This is a genomic window from Methylophilus sp. 3sh_L (genome assembly GCF_046766015.1).
Taxonomy (GTDB): Bacteria; Pseudomonadota; Gammaproteobacteria; order Burkholderiales; family Methylophilaceae; genus Methylophilus.
The window spans coordinates 1-19325 of the sequence record NZ_JBKOUF010000002.1; the positions used below are offsets into that span (position 1 = coordinate 1).

A 19325-nucleotide genomic window follows, 5' to 3' on the forward strand; every position below is an offset into this window, starting at 1 on the left:
ACAGGGCCGTGAAACGAACTTGCGCCAATGATAGTGTACTCTTCGTATGCGAAAGTAGGTCATCCCCAAGCTCCTTACTCAAAAAACCCAGCACTCTGTGCTGGGTTTTTTATTGCCTGTTACCTGAGCAGCGTTCGCTGAAAAAAGGCAGAAAAAAACCCGGTGCAAGCACCGGGTTGAAGTGTCTATTAAGATCAACTCAAAATAGACTGCCATGAAAGCGTATCGGCTGCTGTGCAGCCTGAAAAATCGTTGCCACCGCTTGTGCGGTTGTTGGTTTACTGCTTCTCCCTCTTTTAAACACATCTTAAAAAATAACAGCAAACATGTCATTGACCCATTAGGGCTATCAAGAAATTTGGGCACCGAAATGAGTTTGTGCTTGGTTAAATATATGGTCATCAGGGCCTACCAAGAGGCATGTTAAAATAGTGGGATGTCTCAATATCATGTCTTAATCCCTTCTGCTGGGCGTGGCACACGGATGCAATCGGCGCTGCCAAAACAGTATTTATCCTTACTTGGGGAGCCTTTGCTGAGGCATGTTATTCAGCAGTTTGAGTCTTGCGAAGACATTGCGAGTATTACGATTGTCATTGCAACGGATGATCAAGACTGGCAACCATCTTTACTGGATGGCTGTCAAAAAACGCAGGTGATACCTTATGGTGGTAAAACGCGCGCCGAGAGTGTTTTAAATGGATTGAATGCGCTGCGTGACATGGTACAGCCAGCCGACTGGATTCTGGTGCATGATGCGGCCAGGCCTGGAATTGATCACGTGATGTTGCAACGTTTAATTAATACTGTTGGTGCATCGGATACTGGAGGCATTCTGGCCTTGCCCTTAGCAGATACGCTCAAACGTGCTGATGAGCAGGGACATATTACTGAAACCATTCCGCGTGAGCATTTGTGGCAGGCGCAGACACCACAAATGTTCCGCTATACCGATTTACACAATGCGCTTAATACTTATTTAGCATGCCACCCTACCGATGAGGCACAGGCAATGGAGTGGATGGGTAAACGGCCCAAGTTGGTATTAGGCAGTCTTAAGAATATGAAGGTCACTTATCCGGATGACTTGCAAGTGGTTGCTGCCTTGATGCAGTCGACCCGATAATAGAAAGTAGCATATGATTCCTGTAAGAATTGGACATGGTTTTGACGTGCATGCCTTAGTCACTGGGTGTGATTGTATTATTGGTGGCGTGAATATCCCGCATAGCCACGGACTGGACGGGCATTCCGATGCCGATGTCTTGTTGCACGCTATTTGTGATGCTCTATTAGGCGCTGTAGCGTTAGGGGATATCGGTAAACATTTTCCTCCTACTGATATGCGTTTCAAAGGCATAGATTCGCGCGAACTATTACGTCATGTGGTGCAGTTATTGCATGCTAAAGGCTATCAAGTGGGAAACATTGACGCGACAGTGATCTGTGAAGCACCGAGACTCAGTAAGCATACGGCTCAGATGTGCACCAACATTGCCAATGATTGCGGCGTCGCGATTGAGCAAGTCAATGTCAAGGCGACGACGACAGAAAAGCTTGGCTTTACCGGCCGCAGTGAAGGTATTGCGGCAGAAGCTGTTTGTACTGTTTATCCAAAGTAGTTGACCATGCGATTGTTTAGCCGTTTTGAAGCGCTGGTTTCACCGTTTCCTGCAGAAATCCTGACGCGGTTGCCTACCCGTTTCTGGCCCTTCATGTGGGCTTGTTCGTACGGGATGCGGCGTTATATTTTGATCATGACGCTGCTCACCGCCTGTATCGGCTCTTTTGAGGCATTGCTGTTTGCCTTGATGGGCAAGGTGGTCGATAAGTTGACCGCCATTCATCCTGCACAGTTATGGACGACGCATCAGTCCACATTATGGTTAGTGGCTGCAGTGTTGATTGGCAGCACCCTGGTCATCCTGTTCCAGACCTTGCTCAAGCATCAGACCTTGGCTGGTAATTTTCCGATGCGCCTGCGCTGGCAGTTCCATCAGCACATGCTCAACCAAAGCATGGGGTTTTATCAGGATGAATTTGCCGGGCGCGTATCGGCGAAAGTCATGCAGACTGCACTGGCAGTGCGTGAGGTATGGTTCATCCTCGCCGACATCATGGTGTATGTCTTGTTGTATTTCACCACCATTGTAACGGTCGTTGGCAGCTTTCATCCCTGGATGGTGTTTCCATTTTTAGGCTGGTTAAGCCTGTATGGTTGTGCACTGGTCTATTTTATTCCACGCCTGGCTAAAGTCTCTCAGCATCAGGCAGATGCACGGGCCCTGATGACCGGCCGGATTACAGATGCTTATACCAATATCTCCACGGTGAAATTGTTTTCACATGCTGGGCGTGAAGCCAGCTATGCGCAATCAGCCATGCAGGAGTTTCTGGATACAGTGCACGGACAAATGCGCATGGTCAGCTGTGTTGAGAGCATCAATCACTTTTTAAATATGTGTTTAATCATTGCCAGCGGCAGCATGGTGCTTTGGCTGTGGTCGCAGGGCTTGGTCGCTGCGGGTGCAGTTGCGGCGGTGATGGCGATGAGCTTGCGCTTAAACGGGATTTCGCACTGGGTCATGTGGGAGCTCACCTCACTGTATGAGCAAATTGGTACCGTACAAGATGGCATGAATACACTTTCGATCGAGAACCGTGTACTGGACCAGCCGGATGCGGTGCCATTGCGTGTCCCACAGGGGGAGGTTGTGTTTGATCAGGTAGATTTTGCCTATGACAAACAGCCGCCCTTGCTCAAGCAGTTTGATTTGCATATCCGCCCCGGCGAACGCGTGGGCCTGGTCGGTCGATCGGGTGCCGGTAAGTCATCCATTGTGAACTTACTGATGCGGTTTTATGACATTCAAGCCGGGCAGATCCGCATTGATGGGCAGTCCATCGCCGCCGTGAAACAAGACTCCTTGCGCCAGCAGATTGGCATGGTGACTCAAGATACCTCTTTATTGCACCGCTCGGTTAGGGAAAATATTTTATATGGGCGTCCGGATGCCAGTGATGAAGAGATGGTGGCAGCTGCCAAACGGGCCGAAGCGCATGAGTTCATCCTGACTTTGCGCGATGCCAAAGGCCGTACCGGCTATGATGCGCATGTCGGCGAGCGAGGCGTCAAACTCTCCGGGGGGCAGCGTCAGCGGATTGCGATTGCGCGCGTGATGCTTAAGAACGCACCCATTCTAGTGTTGGATGAAGCCACCAGTGCACTGGATTCTGAAGTTGAGGTTGCGATTCAGCATCATTTATCACAATTGATGGAAGGCAAAACCGTGATTGCGATTGCACATCGCTTGTCTACGATTGCCGCCATGGACCGCTTAATCGTGTTAGACCAGGGGCGTGTGGTCGAAACCGGCACCCACCAGGCACTCCTTGCCAAGGATGGTATTTACGCCAAATTATGGACACATCAAAGTGGTGGCTTCCTGGGTGAATAGCCCCTTCTTTATTTATCCCACTTTTATTTCTTTTTAAATCAGGCCTTTGGCCTGATTTTTTTATGGTTTCGCCTTGCTGCGGCCTACAGGCAATTGTGACAGTTTGTCATATTACCGCCACTTTTCTGCAATCTAATCTGCTTAGTATTGTCATCAAATTTTCATGGAGTATTTTCGATGGCTAATCGTGCTGTCCGTCACAATCGCGGGTTTACCTTGCTGGAGTTATTGGTCGTCATGGTCATTATTGGCTTGTTGGCTGGCTATGTGGGCCCTAAGTATTTTCAGCAGATTGGCAAGTCCGAAGTCAAGACAGCCAAGGCACAGATCGCCGCGCTTGAGCAGGCCCTGGATCAATTCCGCCTGGATGTTGGCCATTATCCAAGTACCGAGCAAGGGTTGGCAGCCTTGATGAATAATCCGGATAACCAGCCAAATTGGGCTGGTCCTTATTTGAAAAAAGAAGTCCCCAACGACCCTTGGGGCAAAGCTTACCAATACCGTATGCCCGGCCAGCACGGTGAGTATGACCTCTACAGCCTGGGTAAAGATGGCCAGGTAGGGGGCAATGACGAAGCGCAGGATATCAGCAACTGGTAAACGCCATGCAATATCAGGCAAAAGTGTTAAATGGCGCCACCTTGACCATGGTGGAGTTGCAAGCCGATGATGAGCAGGATGCTTACGCCCAGTTAAAGGCAAAAGGATTGTTGCTGGTTTCGCTGCAGGCGCAAAAACATGGCAGAACGAGCAAGCGCCAGGCGTTTCCACTCGCCTTGTTCAGTCAGGAGTTATTGGCTTTGCTCGATTCAGGCTTGAATCTCGTTGAGGCCATTGATGCGCTGGCTTTGCGTCAGGATCATACACGCGCGGTATTACAAGGCATCTTGCAATCGCTGCAGCAAGGCAAGTCTTTTTCAGCTGCGTTAGAACGTCAATCCAGTGTATTCCCACCGTTATATATTGCCACAGTCAAAGCCGCCGAGCGGACTGGGGACTTGGGTAATGCCTTGTCGCGCTATATTGCGTATGACAATCAGGTATCACTCCTCAAAAAGAAAATTGTCAGTGCATCCATTTACCCGCTGTTGCTGATTGTCGTGGGCGGCTTGGTGATTGCGTTCTTGATGGGCTTTGTGGTGCCCAAATTCAGTAGTGTCTATGAAGGCACCGGGGCAGATTTGCCCTGGATGTCGCAGCTGATGCTGCAATGGGGTAGCCTGATTGCCCAGCATGGCGAGCTGATGCTGACGCTACTCGTCAGCCTGTTGCTTCTATTGGTAGTCTTGTTCAAACATCCTGCCATGCGGCAGTGGATGTTACGCTCTTTATGGCGCATTCCTGCCATCGGTGAAAAATTGCAACTGTATCAACTGGCCCGGTTTTACCGCACGCTAGGCATGTTGCTGGCGGGCGGCACCCCGGTGATGGTGGCGCTCGATTCGCTGGAAGGATTACTCGATAGCAGTCTGGCGCTAAGCCTCAAGCGCGCACAAACCATGATTAGCCAGGGCCAGCCCTTGTCGCAAGCGTTTCAGGTAACCGGGATGACAACCCCGATCGGCGAACGGATGTTGCTGGTTGGCGAGCGTGGGGGCAATGTGGCGCAAATGATGGACCGCATCGCCAACTTTTATGATGAAGAACTGGCACGCTGGATAGACTGGTTTACCCGTCTGTTTGAGCCCTTGCTCATGCTGTTTATTGGTCTGGTGATTGGTGTAGTGGTGCTGTTGCTCTATATGCCTATTTTTGAACTGGCAGGGCAGATCCAATGAATCAGCCTATGCCTAACCAGCCATTGTTACTGCTATCTCATGAGTTGTTGTCGCAGGCGCAAACACAAGCTTTGCAACAGAAACGTCGCGTGGTTGAAGTACTGGAAGACCTGCTGCCAGTGGAGACTGAGGTGTTGGTCAGCCAACTGGCGGACCTGTTGCACTACCAGGTCGCTACCATGCGCGAGATGCGTGAATGGCAGGTGGCTTTTGATGTGATTGGCTATAACGAAGCGCAGCAGAAAGAGTGCCTGGCGTTTTATGATGCGCAAAAAACACTCATTCTGGTGTTTGCTGACCCGTTTAACCGCCAATTGCCGTTGTGGGTACAGCATGCGGTTAAACAGCCATTTGAATGGCGGTTGGCACACCGGCTGGAAATCAGCGCCTACCTGGCGGGCGAAGAAGAAACCATGCGCGCCATGGACGGCGTGGGCCTGCCCAGCGAGCAAGCGCCAGAGGGCGAAGATGAGCTGGTCATGCAGCTTTCGCTCAAGTCCATCCACGAAGATGCTAACCCCATCGTCAAACTGATTAACTCCACCTTATATGACGCCCTGAAAACAGGCGCCAGTGACATTCACCTGGAGACGCATGCAGGCGGTTTGGCGGTGAAATACCGTATTGATGGCGTCATGGCCAGCATCGCCAACAGTCCCGGTCTGGACAGCGCCGAGCAGGCCATTTCACGGATCAAAGTGATGGCACAGCTGGATATTGCCGAACGCCGGATTCCGCAAGATGGCCGCTTCAAAGTGCATGCCATGGGTCGGCTGATTGATTTCCGTGTCTCTATTATGCCCAGTGCGTTTGGTGAGGATGCCGTACTCCGTGTGCTGGACCGCAAAGCCCTCACCGAGCAAGCGCAAGGCTTGAGTTTGAAAGCGCTCGGTTTTGATGCCGAGGTGATTGCCAGATTCAGGAAACTCGCCAGTGAGCCCTATGGCATGGTGCTGGTTACTGGCCCCACCGGTAGCGGTAAAACCACCTCTTTATATGCGGCCATTTCAGAGGTGAATACGGGTTTTGACAAAATCATCACCATTGAGGACCCAGTCGAGTACCAGTTGCCTGGCGTGCTGCAAATCCCGGTCAATGAGAAAAAAGGCCTCACTTTTGCGCGAGGCCTACGCTCGATCTTACGGCATGACCCCGACAAGATTATGGTGGGTGAAATCCGTGATGCCGAGACCGCACAAATTGCCGTGCAAGCGGCGCTTACAGGTCACCTGGTATTTTCTACCGTGCATGCCAACAGCGTGCTGGATGTGATTGGCCGCTTCATGCATATGGGCGTCGACCCTTACCATTTTGTCTCGGCCGTCAACGGCATCATTGCCCAGCGCCTGGTGCGCGCCTTGTGCCCGCATTGTGCCGAACCGTTTGTGCCGGATGCTGATTTACTCAGTGCCTCTGGCTTAAGCGCAGAACAAGCCGCCAATATGCAGTTTATGCATGCCAAGGGCTGTGGTCATTGTCGCGGCACCGGTTACAAAGGCCGCAAAGCAGTGGCCGAAATGCTGGTGCTCAATGATGAGTTGCGCGAGATGATTATTGCCCGCCAGCCAATCCGGCAGTTAAAAGAGGCCGCTGCCCGAAACGGCATGCGCACCATCCGCGAGGCGGCGATCAGCGCCGTGGGCGAAGGCATGACCAGTTTACAGGAGATTAACCGTGTCACGTTTGTGGCCTGAGTTCAGCATGTTGGGCCTGACGCGGATACTGGTCTCGTCTGACCAGTTACAGGCCGAATATATTCCGGCGGGTATCCGTCCGCGCCGCGTAATGGCCTCCGCCGACTGGTCAGGCGCAGATGCGCCAGCCTTACAGCAGGCATTGCTCGCATTGCTGGCACAGTTACCCGCCACGCGCTGGCAGAAGATCGAGCTATATCTCGCTGACCAGCATGTGCATTTGTTGCGTTTGCCAGCCATGACACAAGGCTTACAACCGTTTGACTGGACCGGGCAAGACCAGCAAGCCTATGCGCGCGCCATGCTCATGCAAACCTATGGTGAGGTGGCACGCAACTGGCCGTTCCGGCTGCAAGATGTTTGCCAGCCACAAGACAGCCTGTTGGTGGCGATCCCTGTGTTGCAGTCACTGGATTGGCAAGCCCTGCTCAGCCCGCATGCCATACAGTGGCAAGTGCAAGCGTATGCCTGCGCTTTGTGGGCCAATACGCGGCTGCCCAAAACCGGTACCGTGTTGACCGCAGAGCCACAGATGCTGAGGTTATTACAACTGGAGCAAGGCCGCATTATGCATGTCGCCGGGCTAGCGGCCAGTTTGGATGCGATAGAGGACATCGCAGACTGGGTGTTGCGCGAACGCACGTTGCTCGGTGTACAGGCGTCAGCCTGTCACTGGTTAACTGAGCCCGGCAGCCCAGAAGTACTAAAAGCGGGTCACCGTCTAAAACAAGCTTTGGCCGGACAAGTGTCCTGGCAGCTGTTGCAGTCTGCAAGCCCACGCACTCACATGCGCCAGGAGGTCCGCCATGTGGCCGCAGCCTGAGTATCAAATGGATTTTGCGCGCCCGTTATTTGCCTGGCAGCGCGTGCGTTGGCCTGGACTGGCACTGGTGTCGGTATTATTGATGACGGTGTGGTTTGCCTATTCTGAGGACGCTGGGCAGGCCGCACAGCTGCAGTCGCTTAAAGAACGGCAGCAGCAACTGACCGAGCAGCAGGCCGTGATGCATCCCGATGCACCGCAGAATAAGCCACAGCCAGTGAGTCAGGCCAATAGCAAGCCGCTGGCGGTATTAAGCCAGCCACAACAAAAAGCTGCACAAAAAATTGTCCAGCAACTCAATGTGCGCTGGTTTGACTTATTGCAGGCGCTAGAAACGAGCCAGGTTGCCGATATCGCCTTGTTGCAATTAAGCCCCGATGCCAATCGCGGCCAATTTGTCCTGTCGGGTGAAGCAAAAAACTACGCCGCTTTACTCAAGTATGTGAGCCAGTTGCAAGCCTTGCCAGCACTGCAAGAGGTGCATTTACAAAAACACCAGGTCAATGATAGCCATCCCCAGCGTCCGGTCAGTTTCGAAATTCAGGGAGGCTGGCTACCATGACGCCTGCCCGTCTCTTCTCGGCCCAGACCTTGGTCTGGCTCTTGCGCCGTGCTGCCTGGTATCTAGGCTGGCTACCTATGCTGATCAGTCTCATTTTGTTGTTGGTATGGGTGATGATCTCTCATCAGCAGTCAGTTCGTAGCGGAGAAATTGAGATTTTGACGCAAAGCATCCGCCAGCTTGAGGCGCAACCGGTGGCGGTTGCAGCGACTGTCACGAATGAGGTCGCCAAATCTGTCACCACTGAAACCGAGCCGGAATCCCTCGCCACATTGTGGCAGCAATTGCCTGGGTTTGATGATTTGTCACCACGCATGATGCAGATCGCCCGCATGGCGCAAAAACGACAGATTGCCTTGAATGTGGGGGATTACCAATGGCAATTGCATCCTGCCAGCGTGGCGACGCAAGAAATCCAGCAGTATGACATGCGCTTTAGCCTGCAAGCCGATTACGTCACTTGCCGCCAGTTTATTATCGATGTGTTGCGGCAATATCCTGCCATGGCATTGACCGGGCTTGAATTGCGTAAAAACGAGACTGGTCTGCCAGTGCTGGATACGACTTTAACGTTCTCGGTGTTTATTCGGGGAGGGCGCACGCATGGCAATGAGCGCTAAATCTTCGACTTCCCCCGTGATCTGGCTGGCCTTAGTGCTGACGCTAGGCTTGGTTTATTGGCAATGGTCGGCAGAACCGGATACCGATGTCGATCTGGTTGCGGCCAGGCCCGCCAAAGCATTGGCGGTGACTCGCCCCGTGCAGGAAAGCGCCAGCCAGCCTGTTCGCGCAATCGATCACGATCATCAGTCAGTGAATACGCCAGCCGGTAATATTCAAGTCGATACGGCCACTCTCGCTGAGGCGGATTATTTCAAGCGCCAGTTACCTGCGGGCAAGCCCAGGCATGTGCTGTTTGCCGCGCATGAGTGGTTACCGCCCCCGGTCAAGCCGCCACCGCCACCTCCGCCGCAAGCCCCCCCTTTGCCTTATAGCTATGTTGGCAGTCTCAAAGAAATACCTGGTGGCGATCTGGTCATTTTGATGCAGCAAAAAAAGATGTTAATGCCCAAGTTGGGGTCGCAGGTGGACACGCAATGGCGCCTGGACCGCGAGGATACGCAAGCCGTGTATTTCACTTATATGCCATTAAACAAAGGGGTGGTGTTGAGTAAAAGCAAAACGGCAGCCAGTGCAGTCTCGCGCCAGGTTGAGCCCGACAATAATCCAACAGAAGAAATATTAAACCAATGAGAGTTTTAAACACGATTCCGCGCCTATCGCCTAAAGTGCGCCGGGGGCCCAGTTTGCGCTTATTATCAAATGTGCCCGGTTGGCTGCTATCGGCGGTTTGCGCCATGCTGTTATCTGCATGTGGGCTATTCCCACCCAAATCGACCGCAACAACGCCAGAGGGCAAGGTACATGAACTGGCGCAACAGGTGGCAGAGCATCCTGCGGATGTGACTTTGCGCAACCGCTGGTTCCGCGAGCGTGAGTTAGCCATCAATGCCTTGCTGGCAGAAGCAGCAGAGGCGGATGCCAGGGGGGATATTGCCAGTGCAAAACAGGCGTATGCACGTATCTTGACGCTGGATCCTTATCAACCGAAAGCGCTGGATTATGCACGTGCCAGCGAGCGTGAAATCGTATTGCGCAAGCAGTTAGCGCTGGCTAAACAGCATATCAACCAGCCCAAGCAGGCGCTCAAAGAGGTGCGGGATATTTTGCTCGAGCAACCGACCAATGCCGAAGCGCAGGCACTGGAAAAACAGCTGATTGCCATGGAGCCACGTGCACGCGCCAGCTTGCCGCAACTGCAAACTGCCATCAACAAACCGGTGACGCTGGAGTTGCGGGATGCCAATATCAAGGTGGTGTTTGAGGCATTATCCAAAGCTACCGGGATTAATTTTGTGCTGGATAAAGACATTAAAGCCGAGACCAAGGCATCGGTGTTTGTCAAAAAAATGCCGATTGAAGAAGCGGTAGAGATGGTGCTTGCCAGTAACGGCTTGCAGAAAAAAGTGCTCTCCCCAACCAGCGTTTTGGTCTATCCGGCCACCCAGCAAAAAAACAAGGATTACCAAGACCTGTTGATCCGTAACTTTTATTTTGCCAACACCAGTGCCAAGCAATGCGCAGATATGTTGCGGACCATCCTCAAAATCCGTGATGTGTATGTGGATGAACGCCTGAACATGCTGGTGCTACGCGACAAACCCGAAGTGCTGGCGCTGGCAGAAAAAATGATCAAGGCGCAGGATATCGCTGACCCTGAGGTCATGCTGGAAATTGAAGTGATGGAAGTGACCCGTGGCAAGCTGCAACAGCTGGGCATTAGCTATCCGACTTCACTCACCGTGCTTAATAGCCCCCTGACGCTGGAAGCACTCAAAAGTATCAAATCCAGCGATATAGGCGTGAGCCCGAATCCGGGCGTTCAATTTAAAACCACAGACAGTGATTTGAATCTGTTATCCAATCCACGGATCCGCGTCAAAAATAACGAAAAAGCCAAGGTGCTGGTGGGTAACAAGGTGCCGGTCATCACCACCAATACCACCGCCAATGTAGGGACCTCAGAAAGTGTGTCTTATGTCGATGTCGGCCTCAAGCTGGAAGTCGAACCGCGCATCATGCTGGACGATTTTGTCAGCATTAAGGTCAATCTTGAAGTCAGTTCACTGGGCGAAGCGGTGACCTTAAGTAATAACTCCAAGGTCTACAATATTGGTACGCGCAACGCCAGTACCATGCTGCGGCTCAAACATGGCGAAACGCAGATTCTGGCCGGGTTGATCCAGGATTCCGAGCGCAAAAACGCAACCAAATTACCTGGGTTGGGTGAAATCCCGATCTTGGGACGCTTGTTCTCCAACAACACGGATGACAAGAGTAAAACCGAGATTGTGCTGGCGATCACGCCTAAGGTTATCAGTAACGTGACCTTGCCAGAAGCCACATTCTCAGAGTACTGGAGTGGTACCGATAGTGTCATTTCAGACAAGCCGCTGTTGAACAGCATGCCAACTGCACCGGCGCTCACGCGCAACCAGCAAATCCGTGAACTGCAGTTGCAGCGGCAAAATGAGTTGAATGAGGGCAGTACGCCACCTGTGAATGAGCCCGTCGCTAATGATGCCCCCGCTAATGACACGCCTGACGCTGCGCCGCCGCCCGAACCGGCCCTGCCCGCACCAGACACGGCACCGGCGAATGCAACCGCCGCGCCACAAGCGTCGCCCTCAGACGATGGCCTTTCAAGCAATATTAGGGACTTGCCCGAACAGGGCACGACCAGTTTGCCGGCGCCCAAGGAGATTCCCTGATGAGCAAATGCGCGTGTTTGCAGTCTCAAACGCGCCCAACCTGGGGATTTACTTTGATCGAATTGATGGTCTCGCTGGCGATTATCGCCATCATGGCCAGCATTGCCACCCCCATGATACAAGTGGCGGTACAGCGGCAAAAAGAACAGCAATTGCGTGAGCATCTGCACGATATCCGCCGTGCGATTGACGCTTATAAAAAAGCGGCCGAGGATGGCCGGGTGAAGAAAAATTCAGATGCCAGCGGCTATCCCCCTAACTTGCAAATTCTGGTCGAAGGCGTAGAAGATATCAAAGATCCCAAGCACAAAAAATTACGTTTTTTACGGCGCATCCCTTTCGATCCCATGCTCAATAAGCGCGATGACACTGCGCCCGTAGCGGGTTGGGGGTTGCGTAGTTATGACAGCCCTCCCGACCAGCCTCGCTATAATCAGGATGTCTACGATGTGTATTCGCTGAGTCCGCGCACAGGCCTCAATGGAGTTCCTTATGCGCAATGGTAACCGCCGTTTTCGTCTCTGCGGCTTCACGCTGGTTGAATTACTGGTCGTGTTGTCTATCCTGGCTTTATTGCTTTCGCTGGCCGTTCCCCGCTATTTTTCCGGGGTGCAGCGCGCAAAGGAACAGGCGCTCAAACAACAGTTACTGACCACGCGCAAAGCGCTGGATGAGTTTTATGCCGATCAGGGCCAATACCCAGAAACTTTGCAGGAGTTGGTGGATAAGCGCTATCTGGACAAGTTGCCCTGGGACCCGATTGTGGAGCATAACGATACCTGGGTGATTACACCGCCAGAGCTGCCCTTACAAGGCGGCGTGTACACTTTACATAGCAGCGCCCCGGGACAGGCCACGGATGGCAGTGCCTATGCAGACTGGTAGCAGGGTCTGACATGAGGCATGATAAACGCAACCTCTATGGATTTTCGTATCTGGGCATCATGGTCACCCTGGCGATTGCCGCCATTGCCATGCAAGGGGCGGCCAGCCTTTGGCAGCAGCAGTCCCAACGCAGTAACGAAGCCCTCTTGCTTGAGGTGGGGGAAGCTTACCGGCTGGCAATCGGCCGCTATTATGAATCTACACCACTGGCAGCCAAACAATATCCTGCCAATCTGGAGGAGTTACTTGAAGACAAGCGGTTTCCTGTGCCGAAAAGGCATCTGCGCAAAGTGTATTCAGACCCTTTTGCGGTAAAGCAGGGCATGCGCCTGATCCTCAAGGATGGTCGCATCATCGGCGTCTATAGCCCATCTACGCTTGCGCCCATCCGTCATAATGGTTTTCAGGATGCGCAAGCCGACTTTCAGGCGGCCAAACAGTACAGTGACTGGAAGTTTATCTACGAGCCGAACAGCCTCGCCGGGCTGGAAGAGGCTTGGGCCAATCGCTAATGCAGAGGCGGGATGAGTCTGGTCTTGAATACTTGATAGTAGCGCAATACTTTAGGCACATATTGTTGTGTCTCTGCATACGGCGGTACCGTCCGCTGATGCGATTTGACCGCTTGCGGGCCGGCATTGTAAGCAGCGAGCGCCAGCACCACATCGCCTTCAAACAAGTCCATGAGTTGCTTCAAATAGCGCGATCCCCATAAAATTTGCTGCGAGGCCGACCAGGCCCGAACCGGAGTAGGCGTCAGTTTTTTTGCGGTGGCAGGCATCACCTGCATCAAGCCGTAAGCCCCCTTAGGTGAAGTGGCTTTGGCATTGTAGCCAGACTCAGTGGCGATCACGGCGTGAATGAGCGCAGGTTCCAATTGCGTGACTTGCGCAGCCGCTTGTACTTCTGCCTGATAAGGCAAGTTCTCTGATGACCAGCGAGACTCTGCGCGAGTATTGCGTCCAGCCTCTTGAATTGTCCGCTCTGTTTCTGTGTCATCAAACGCTGTATTGCTGATCACGATTTCAGACTCATCGGATGGGTCAAGCACAACGTGGTCAGGCATCGTTTCAATGCTTCCGGCATAGCATAGATGGCTGCAAACCACTAAGGATAGCAGCAGAAATACATGCAATTTGCGAGTATTCATTACCATGCCGCTATGGTCGCATAGAGAGATGACACTGCCAAGACAGCCGGACTGGTGGTATTCAGACGAGGGTCGTTTCTAGGTGTACAAGTATTAACCAGCGCCGACACTGGCTTAAAGACTAATTAAATGAATATTTCATTTCTTAACTAATAGTCCATGCATTAATCCGTTGTCATTAATTCATCAACAAACTGACGCTGCGCAATCATTTTTTTGTCACAAATTTTGAGCACACTTGCTGCACATTAATATCAATGTGCACAACACATGGACACAGCAATCACAGGGAACGATCAGGCCAATGATCAATGGACATTGGCGCTGAACGAAGAGCAGCGCGTCTTATTTATGGAGGTGATCGAAGAGTCGCTTCGCCTGCAAAATCGTGCACATTTATTTAATTGGCTGCAACGCGGGTTTCAATGCCTGCTTGCACATGAGGTTGTTATTATTGGCGTTCGTGGCATGGAACGTGCCAATTACGATTACGAGTATCTCACCTCTAGCCGTTATTTTGGCGATGCGCAGTTTGACCTTGTATTGCACGAACAGGAAGGTCTGGTGAATCAGGCTTTTACGGAATGGGCAAAGTTAGGGATGCCCTTGTTTTATTCCACTGAGCATGCCTCGCAGGTGCATACACACTATGCGGTAGAGCAAATTGCTGCCGAGCCTATGCTGCAATCAGAGCTCAAACGATTTGTTGTGCATGGATTTGGTAATGAGCATAGCAGGATTGCCACCATGGTGATGTTTGGTCGTTTAAGCTCACCGGTAAGCGCCCGAACTGCACATTTACTGGAGTTGCTCATGCCGCATTTGCATTGTGCAATTGTCAAAGTCACCTCGAACAAGTCTCCAGCCATCATGTCAACCAGCAAGCATGGTCGGGTCAAACCGCTCAGTAAGCGCGAGGTGGAGGTGTTGGAGTGGTTGCAGGCCGGTAAGACCAATTGGGAAATCGGCAATATTATGCAAGTCAGCCCGCTCACTATCAAAAACCACGTTCAGAACATCTTGCGTAAGCTCGATGTCGAAAACCGCAGTCAGGCCGCCAGTAAGGCGCTTAAGCTGGGCTTGATTAACCGCAAGCAATAAATCTCTCTTCTCTATTCTTTACTTCTAATACTCTTATTTCATAGTCCGATAGGACTAGTCCTTGTTCAATCCTTGTCATCTGCCTCTCTTAAAATTTTTAGGATGATTTGATTGGCATTTGTAGCGTTGATTGCGACTAGTCTTGATGGACTACTGAGTTATCGCATCCTTGTCATACCCGCCTGTCACCATTTTTGTGTTTGTTTTGAATCGCCATTTAGTGGTTTGTTCTTTCAGCTGTTTTAAATAATTTTTAGGAGAGGTTTATGAAATTTCAATACAAAGCATTGGTTGCTGCCCTGGCATTATCTGCAGCTACTATTCCAGCACAAGCTGCAATGACATTTGCAACAAGCGGCAGCTCAAGCATGATTCTGACTTTGCTGGACTTCAACAGCAACGTGTCAGCGACATTTGATCTGGGTTATAGCTATGACACTTTCCAAACCATGGTGACTGATACACACAAAACTGGTGTGTTGTCAGCCGACGGTTTGACTAAGACCATGTCATTTGATTTGGCTGGTGGTGATTACGCAAATGCCTGGAGTTCATTCTGGAGCGTAGCTTCTACATCGACAACCAAATGGGCAATTTACGCTGCTGATGGTACAGGCAGTGGCGCAGGTGCACGCGGCATTATTTCTACATACGCTTCAGCTGGTACCCCACTAACTAACTCTAACCAGTTGCAAACTATGATTTCTAATTACAACGGCTACATGACGCAAAACAATGCTTTGGATAACCACAACAGCGTTGATAATGGTGCTAGCGTTGTGACATCTAACTTGTCAAAAGCATATGCAGGCGGCCAAGCTTATGGTTCCACAGGTCGTGTCAATGGCCAAGGCCATGTCTCAATGAACAACCTGGAAACAAGCATGACTGTCGTTCAACAGCTGACAGGTGCAACAGCTGGTTCACCAGTGACAACTAACGTTTTGAGCGGTCCAGATGGTGATTACAAGTTCAAAATGACTTCAACTGGTTTGTTGGAGTTCGTGATCCCAGTACCAGAAGCTGATAGCTACGCAATGTTGCTGGCAGGTTTGGGTGTGATCGGTTTGGTTGCCCGTCGTCGTAAGGCTTAACAATATCTAAACAAAAGCCATGAAAAAACGGCTGGTGTGATCGCTGGCCGTCATTCAAACTTTTATCTAAGGAAGCGAAAATGTTTAAGTTTAACAAAGTATTTCTGGCCGTGGCTGCAACCCTGTTTGCTGGTCAAGCTTTGGCAGCACCTGTGACTCAGGCGCAAATCAATACTGCACGCAATGCAAATACATTGAAAGAAACCTGGATTTCCGGTAACTCCGCCCCAACTTACAACGTGTTTCAAGGCTTTGCAGCAGGCTGTGATGCAAACACGCTGGCTGTGTTCAACAACGGCTCTTCAGCAACAGTCGTAAGACCTGGTGCTTCAGCAGCCAGCAACTTCTTGGCTTATGCCTGCGTGCGCGGTGGCAATGTTTCAGTGGTTTACCACACCATCGACGGTGGTTCATTCAATGCATACGCACCACATATTCCAAACGATGTAGACGGTGATGGCGTATTCGGTACGACTAACCTGCGTCGTATTGGTAAGTTAGGTGCAAACTCTGCTTGTGTTGCACAAACTGGCACATTGTCTTTGCCTAACCAAACTGCGATTCCTTCCTACCGTTCTTGCGCTATCGTGACACCAGCCACTTCTCCAGATGGCGCGATTGCTTTGCCGGCAGGTGGTTTCTCTGATGTTGAAGCCGCACTGTTCGGTATTTCAACCGATGGTTACGGTACTGAAGCCAATGCGAACGTTGGTCAAGTATTCGGTGTTGCTACCTCTACTTCCCTGTATCGCGCAATGCAAGTTGCACAAGGGATTTACGCAAGCGTTGGTGCGGCAAACACAGCTGATCCTGACTATCTGCCAGCGAATGCCCCAAGCATTTCCCACGCACAATATGCATCTATCGTCAGTGGTACCGCAGCTGACGCCAGCATTTTGGTTCCTGGTTCAACAGCAGCCTTGAATCTCGCACGTCGTGTTGCAACCTCTGGTACGCAAGCCTCTTCAAATGCTACTTTCTTGCGTAACCCATGTAATGGTGACCCATCCATTCTGGGTGCTTTGGCTCCAGTAGGTAAAGATGACTCTACAGCTACATTGATCATCACTGAGGGTTCAGGTACTGGTAACGCTAAAACAGCGTTGTCTACCTCCGGTTTTGCTATCGGTGTATTGTCTCTGGAAAACAACTGGCGTACAGATACGTCTTCTAACGGTTACCGTTATATCAAGTTAGATAACGTACACCCAGAAGCGCCTATCGCTGGTTCTGGTCAAACTGTTGATCCAAATGCGCGTTACACAGCGGCTCAAGGTTTGTATGACTTCCACATGGAGATGAAATCTTTTGTGGCTAACTCAGCTGCCGGTTCATTTGGCGAGACTGTAATCAACGAGATTATTGGTGCATTTACAGGTTTGGATTGTGCTGATGTTCCACGTGGCCTGACAGTTAACCCATTCGCAGGTTCTTCTTGCACAGTGGGTCAAATTGTTGCTAAAGGTTCACGCAACGGTAACAACTGCCAAGCACAACAATTGTTCTAATTTCAGTATATAGCAGCCAAAAGCTGCAAGTTCTGATTAAAAGCACACCCTAACCGGGTGTGCTTTTTTTTTAACACACAAACAGCAACACAATTTGTGCCTTGAAAGTCTCGCTGCAATGACCCATAAGGACTAATGAAAATAGGTCATGGACTAGTCCGTATTTCATCTTTGTGACACGCAGTGCTTTCAAAATGGCAAGCCTCAATAAGTGCCTCTGGCGATTAAAAGTAGAAAGGTGTTGCAATTGTTGCTTCGTGTGATGAGTTGTGTGTGTGTCTTGTGGTCTTTTGCAGTCTGTGCAGAGGAGGCCGAGTCATCTGCGCCACAGCCCGTCAATGCCTGGGGGGCAGAGGTCAGTGATAAAACAAAAGTAGAAGAGACGGCAGCCAAGGATCAGTTTGATATTTTCGAATATGTCGTCAATGGCAATACCGTACTCAGTGTCACTGAGGTAGAAAAAGCGGTTTACCCCTATCTGGGTGAGCATCGTTCGATTGAGGATGTCGAGAAGGCGCGTAGTGCGCTTGAGCAGAGCTTTCATGAGGCGGGCTACTTGACGGTATTTGTGACCATCCCCGAGCAAGAGGTCAATGCTGGCGTCGTCAAGCTTGATGTACTTGAGGGCAAGGTGGAGCGCTTGAGTGTGGTTGGTTCCAAGTATTACTCACTGGGTAAAATCAAGCAGCGTGTGACCGAGTTTAAAGAAGGGACTGTGCCGCACTTCCCCACGGTGCAAAAGCAAATTGCTTCGGTCAATATTAATCCTGATCGCGTGGTCGCACCGGTGCTGCGTCCGGGCAAGTCCCCTGGCATGGTTGAAGTCGATTTAAAAGTGGATGATAAATTTCCACTGCACGCCAGCCTTGAATACAACAACCGCTACACGCCTAACACCACCAAAACCCGCTTAGCGGGCAATCTCAGATACGACAACCTATGGCAAAGCGATCATAGTGTGAGCTTTGGCTTTCAGGTGACGCCAGAAGATACCAATGAAGTCAAAGTGTTTTCAGGCACTTATGTGATCCCTTACGCTGGAGACTATTGGGCAGCATACGCCGTGATGTCAGAAAGTGATATCAGTGCCGTGGGCGACCTGAATGTGATTGGTAACGGTAACATTTATGGTTTGCGCTACATCCATCCTATGACGAGTCCCGTTAAGTCATACAACCATAATTTGACCCTTGGTGTGGACTACAAGGACTTTAAACAAAATACCCGTCGATTAGGCGCAGACTTAGATAGCAACCCTATCACTTATTTACCATTCTTGATTGGTTACACAGGTAGCCTGATTACGCCAGAGAGTACTACCAAGCTTGATCTGAACTTTATCTTCGCGACTAAAGGATTGGTGAGTGATGATAGAGAGTTTTTCGCCAGACGATCCTTCGCGCGCCCAAATTATTCTTACTTGCGAGGCCAGTTTGAGCACACGCAAACTTTGCCGCAGCAGTGGCAGTGGTATGGCTCTTTAGGCGGACAGGTAACAGGCGATGCGTTGATTTCAAATGAGCAATATTTCATCGGTGGTCTGGATACGGTACGCGGATTTCAAGAGTCCAGTGCTCTGGGCGATGTCGGTGCCAATTTCACGACTGAGCTGAGGTCGCCCCCTTTGCAAAAATATGCCGGTTCCTGGGTTAAAGAAATGCGTTTGCTGGCTTTTTATGATTACGGTCTGGCCAGAACACGCAATCCTGATGTCCAGCCAGATGACAGGTTCTCCCAAATCGAGCGCTACATTTTGTCTTCTTATGGTTTTGGGCTGGATATGAAGGCGGCTCAAGGCATATTCATGCGTCTGGATTTTGCCCGTGTTTTGCAGTCCAGCTGGATATTGGATAACGGACGTACTGCACCAACCAAGCCTGCTGGCATGGCTGAGAGTGGCGACACACGATTGCATTTTAAAGTCGGTTTTGATTGGTAGT

At 51.1% G+C, this 19325-nt stretch carries 19 protein-coding genes; 18 read left to right on the top strand and 1 reads right to left on the bottom strand.

Going from position 1 to position 19325, the window contains the following annotated elements; translation table 11 throughout:
• Nucleotides 1-436: 436 nt before the first annotated feature.
• The 14 genes from ispD (at nt 437) to ACIDF8_RS05800 (ending at nt 13044) form a co-directional block, all read left to right on the top strand.
• Nucleotides 437-1126: a 2-C-methyl-D-erythritol 4-phosphate cytidylyltransferase gene (gene ispD / locus ACIDF8_RS05735; RefSeq protein ID WP_412009664.1), complete on the top strand. Its 690-nt coding sequence runs from the start codon at nt 437-439 to the stop codon at nt 1124-1126.
• A 13-nt stretch (nt 1127-1139) separates the two neighbouring features.
• The gene (gene ispF / locus ACIDF8_RS05740) at nt 1140-1622 is read left to right on the top strand and encodes a 2-C-methyl-D-erythritol 2,4-cyclodiphosphate synthase (protein WP_412009665.1); all 483 of its coding nucleotides are present in this window, start codon (nt 1140-1142) and stop codon (nt 1620-1622) included.
• A gap of 6 nt (nt 1623-1628) precedes the next feature.
• Nucleotides 1629-3458, top strand: a complete 1830-nt coding sequence (locus ACIDF8_RS05745) for an ABC transporter ATP-binding protein (protein WP_412009666.1) — start codon at nt 1629-1631, stop codon at nt 3456-3458.
• A gap of 177 nt (nt 3459-3635) precedes the next feature.
• Nucleotides 3636-4058 (top strand): type II secretion system major pseudopilin GspG, encoded by a 423-nt coding sequence (gspG, locus tag ACIDF8_RS05750; RefSeq protein WP_412009667.1) that lies wholly within the window; start codon nt 3636-3638, stop codon nt 4056-4058.
• 5 nt (nt 4059-4063) lie between these two features.
• Nucleotides 4064-5236: a type II secretion system F family protein gene (locus ACIDF8_RS05755; protein WP_412009668.1), complete on the top strand. Its 1173-nt coding sequence runs from the start codon at nt 4064-4066 to the stop codon at nt 5234-5236.
• Nucleotides 5233-6930, top strand: coding sequence for a GspE/PulE family protein (locus tag ACIDF8_RS05760; protein WP_412009669.1), 1698 nt, complete (start codon nt 5233-5235; stop codon nt 6928-6930). Before ACIDF8_RS05755 ends, ACIDF8_RS05760 begins: the two co-directional genes overlap by 4 nt.
• The gene (locus ACIDF8_RS05765) at nt 6911-7753 is read left to right on the top strand and encodes a hypothetical protein (protein ID WP_412009670.1); all 843 of its coding nucleotides are present in this window, start codon (nt 6911-6913) and stop codon (nt 7751-7753) included. Before ACIDF8_RS05760 ends, ACIDF8_RS05765 begins: the two co-directional genes overlap by 20 nt.
• Complete coding sequence (locus ACIDF8_RS05770; RefSeq protein WP_412009671.1) at nt 7737-8315, top strand: PilN domain-containing protein; 579 nt, start codon at nt 7737-7739, stop codon at nt 8313-8315. Before ACIDF8_RS05765 ends, ACIDF8_RS05770 begins: the two co-directional genes overlap by 17 nt.
• Nucleotides 8312-8935, top strand: a complete 624-nt coding sequence (locus ACIDF8_RS05775) for a hypothetical protein (RefSeq protein ID WP_412009672.1) — start codon at nt 8312-8314, stop codon at nt 8933-8935. The genes ACIDF8_RS05770 and ACIDF8_RS05775 overlap by 4 nt, the downstream gene beginning before the upstream one ends.
• The gene (locus ACIDF8_RS05780; RefSeq protein WP_412009673.1) at nt 8919-9569 is read left to right on the top strand and encodes a hypothetical protein; all 651 of its coding nucleotides are present in this window, start codon (nt 8919-8921) and stop codon (nt 9567-9569) included. The genes ACIDF8_RS05775 and ACIDF8_RS05780 overlap by 17 nt, the downstream gene beginning before the upstream one ends.
• Nucleotides 9570-9673: 104 nt before the next feature.
• Nucleotides 9674-11647, top strand: a complete 1974-nt coding sequence (locus ACIDF8_RS05785) for a secretin and TonB N-terminal domain-containing protein (protein ID WP_412010047.1) — start codon at nt 9674-9676, stop codon at nt 11645-11647.
• Nucleotides 11647-12153 carry a type II secretion system protein gene (locus ACIDF8_RS05790; RefSeq protein WP_412009674.1) on the top strand — a complete coding sequence of 169 codons (507 nt, stop codon included), beginning with the start codon at nt 11647-11649 and terminating at the stop codon, nt 12151-12153. The genes ACIDF8_RS05785 and ACIDF8_RS05790 overlap by 1 nt, the downstream gene beginning before the upstream one ends.
• Nucleotides 12140-12532 carry a type II secretion system protein gene (locus ACIDF8_RS05795; protein ID WP_412009675.1) on the top strand — a complete coding sequence of 131 codons (393 nt, stop codon included), beginning with the start codon at nt 12140-12142 and terminating at the stop codon, nt 12530-12532. The genes ACIDF8_RS05790 and ACIDF8_RS05795 overlap by 14 nt, the downstream gene beginning before the upstream one ends.
• A gap of 11 nt (nt 12533-12543) precedes the next feature.
• On the top strand, nt 12544-13044 hold the full coding sequence (locus ACIDF8_RS05800; protein ID WP_412009676.1) for a type II secretion system protein: 501 nt from the start codon (nt 12544-12546) through the stop codon (nt 13042-13044).
• Here the strand turns inward: ACIDF8_RS05800 and ACIDF8_RS05805 are convergent.
• Nucleotides 13041-13598 (bottom strand): lytic transglycosylase domain-containing protein, encoded by a 558-nt coding sequence (locus tag ACIDF8_RS05805; protein WP_412009677.1) that lies wholly within the window; start codon nt 13596-13598, stop codon nt 13041-13043. The genes ACIDF8_RS05800 and ACIDF8_RS05805 overlap by 4 nt on opposite strands.
• A 354-nt stretch (nt 13599-13952) precedes the next feature.
• Between ACIDF8_RS05805 and epsA the strand changes: the two genes are divergently transcribed.
• The 4 genes from epsA (at nt 13953) to ACIDF8_RS05825 (ending at nt 19324) form a co-directional block, all read left to right on the top strand.
• Entirely contained in the window at nt 13953-14783 is an 831-nt protein-coding gene (epsA, locus tag ACIDF8_RS05810; protein ID WP_412009678.1) for an XrtB/PEP-CTERM-associated transcriptional regulator EpsA, read from the top strand.
• A 266-nt stretch (nt 14784-15049) separates the two neighbouring features.
• Nucleotides 15050-15877 carry a PEP-CTERM sorting domain-containing protein gene (locus tag ACIDF8_RS05815; RefSeq protein ID WP_412009679.1) on the top strand — a complete coding sequence of 276 codons (828 nt, stop codon included), beginning with the start codon at nt 15050-15052 and terminating at the stop codon, nt 15875-15877.
• An 80-nt stretch (nt 15878-15957) separates the two neighbouring features.
• Nucleotides 15958-17385, top strand: coding sequence for a hypothetical protein (locus tag ACIDF8_RS05820; RefSeq protein ID WP_412009680.1), 1428 nt, complete (start codon nt 15958-15960; stop codon nt 17383-17385).
• A gap of 238 nt (nt 17386-17623) precedes the next feature.
• On the top strand, nt 17624-19324 hold the full coding sequence (locus tag ACIDF8_RS05825; protein WP_412009681.1) for a ShlB/FhaC/HecB family hemolysin secretion/activation protein: 1701 nt from the start codon (nt 17624-17626) through the stop codon (nt 19322-19324).
• The last annotated feature ends 1 nt before the right edge of the window (nt 19325 follow it).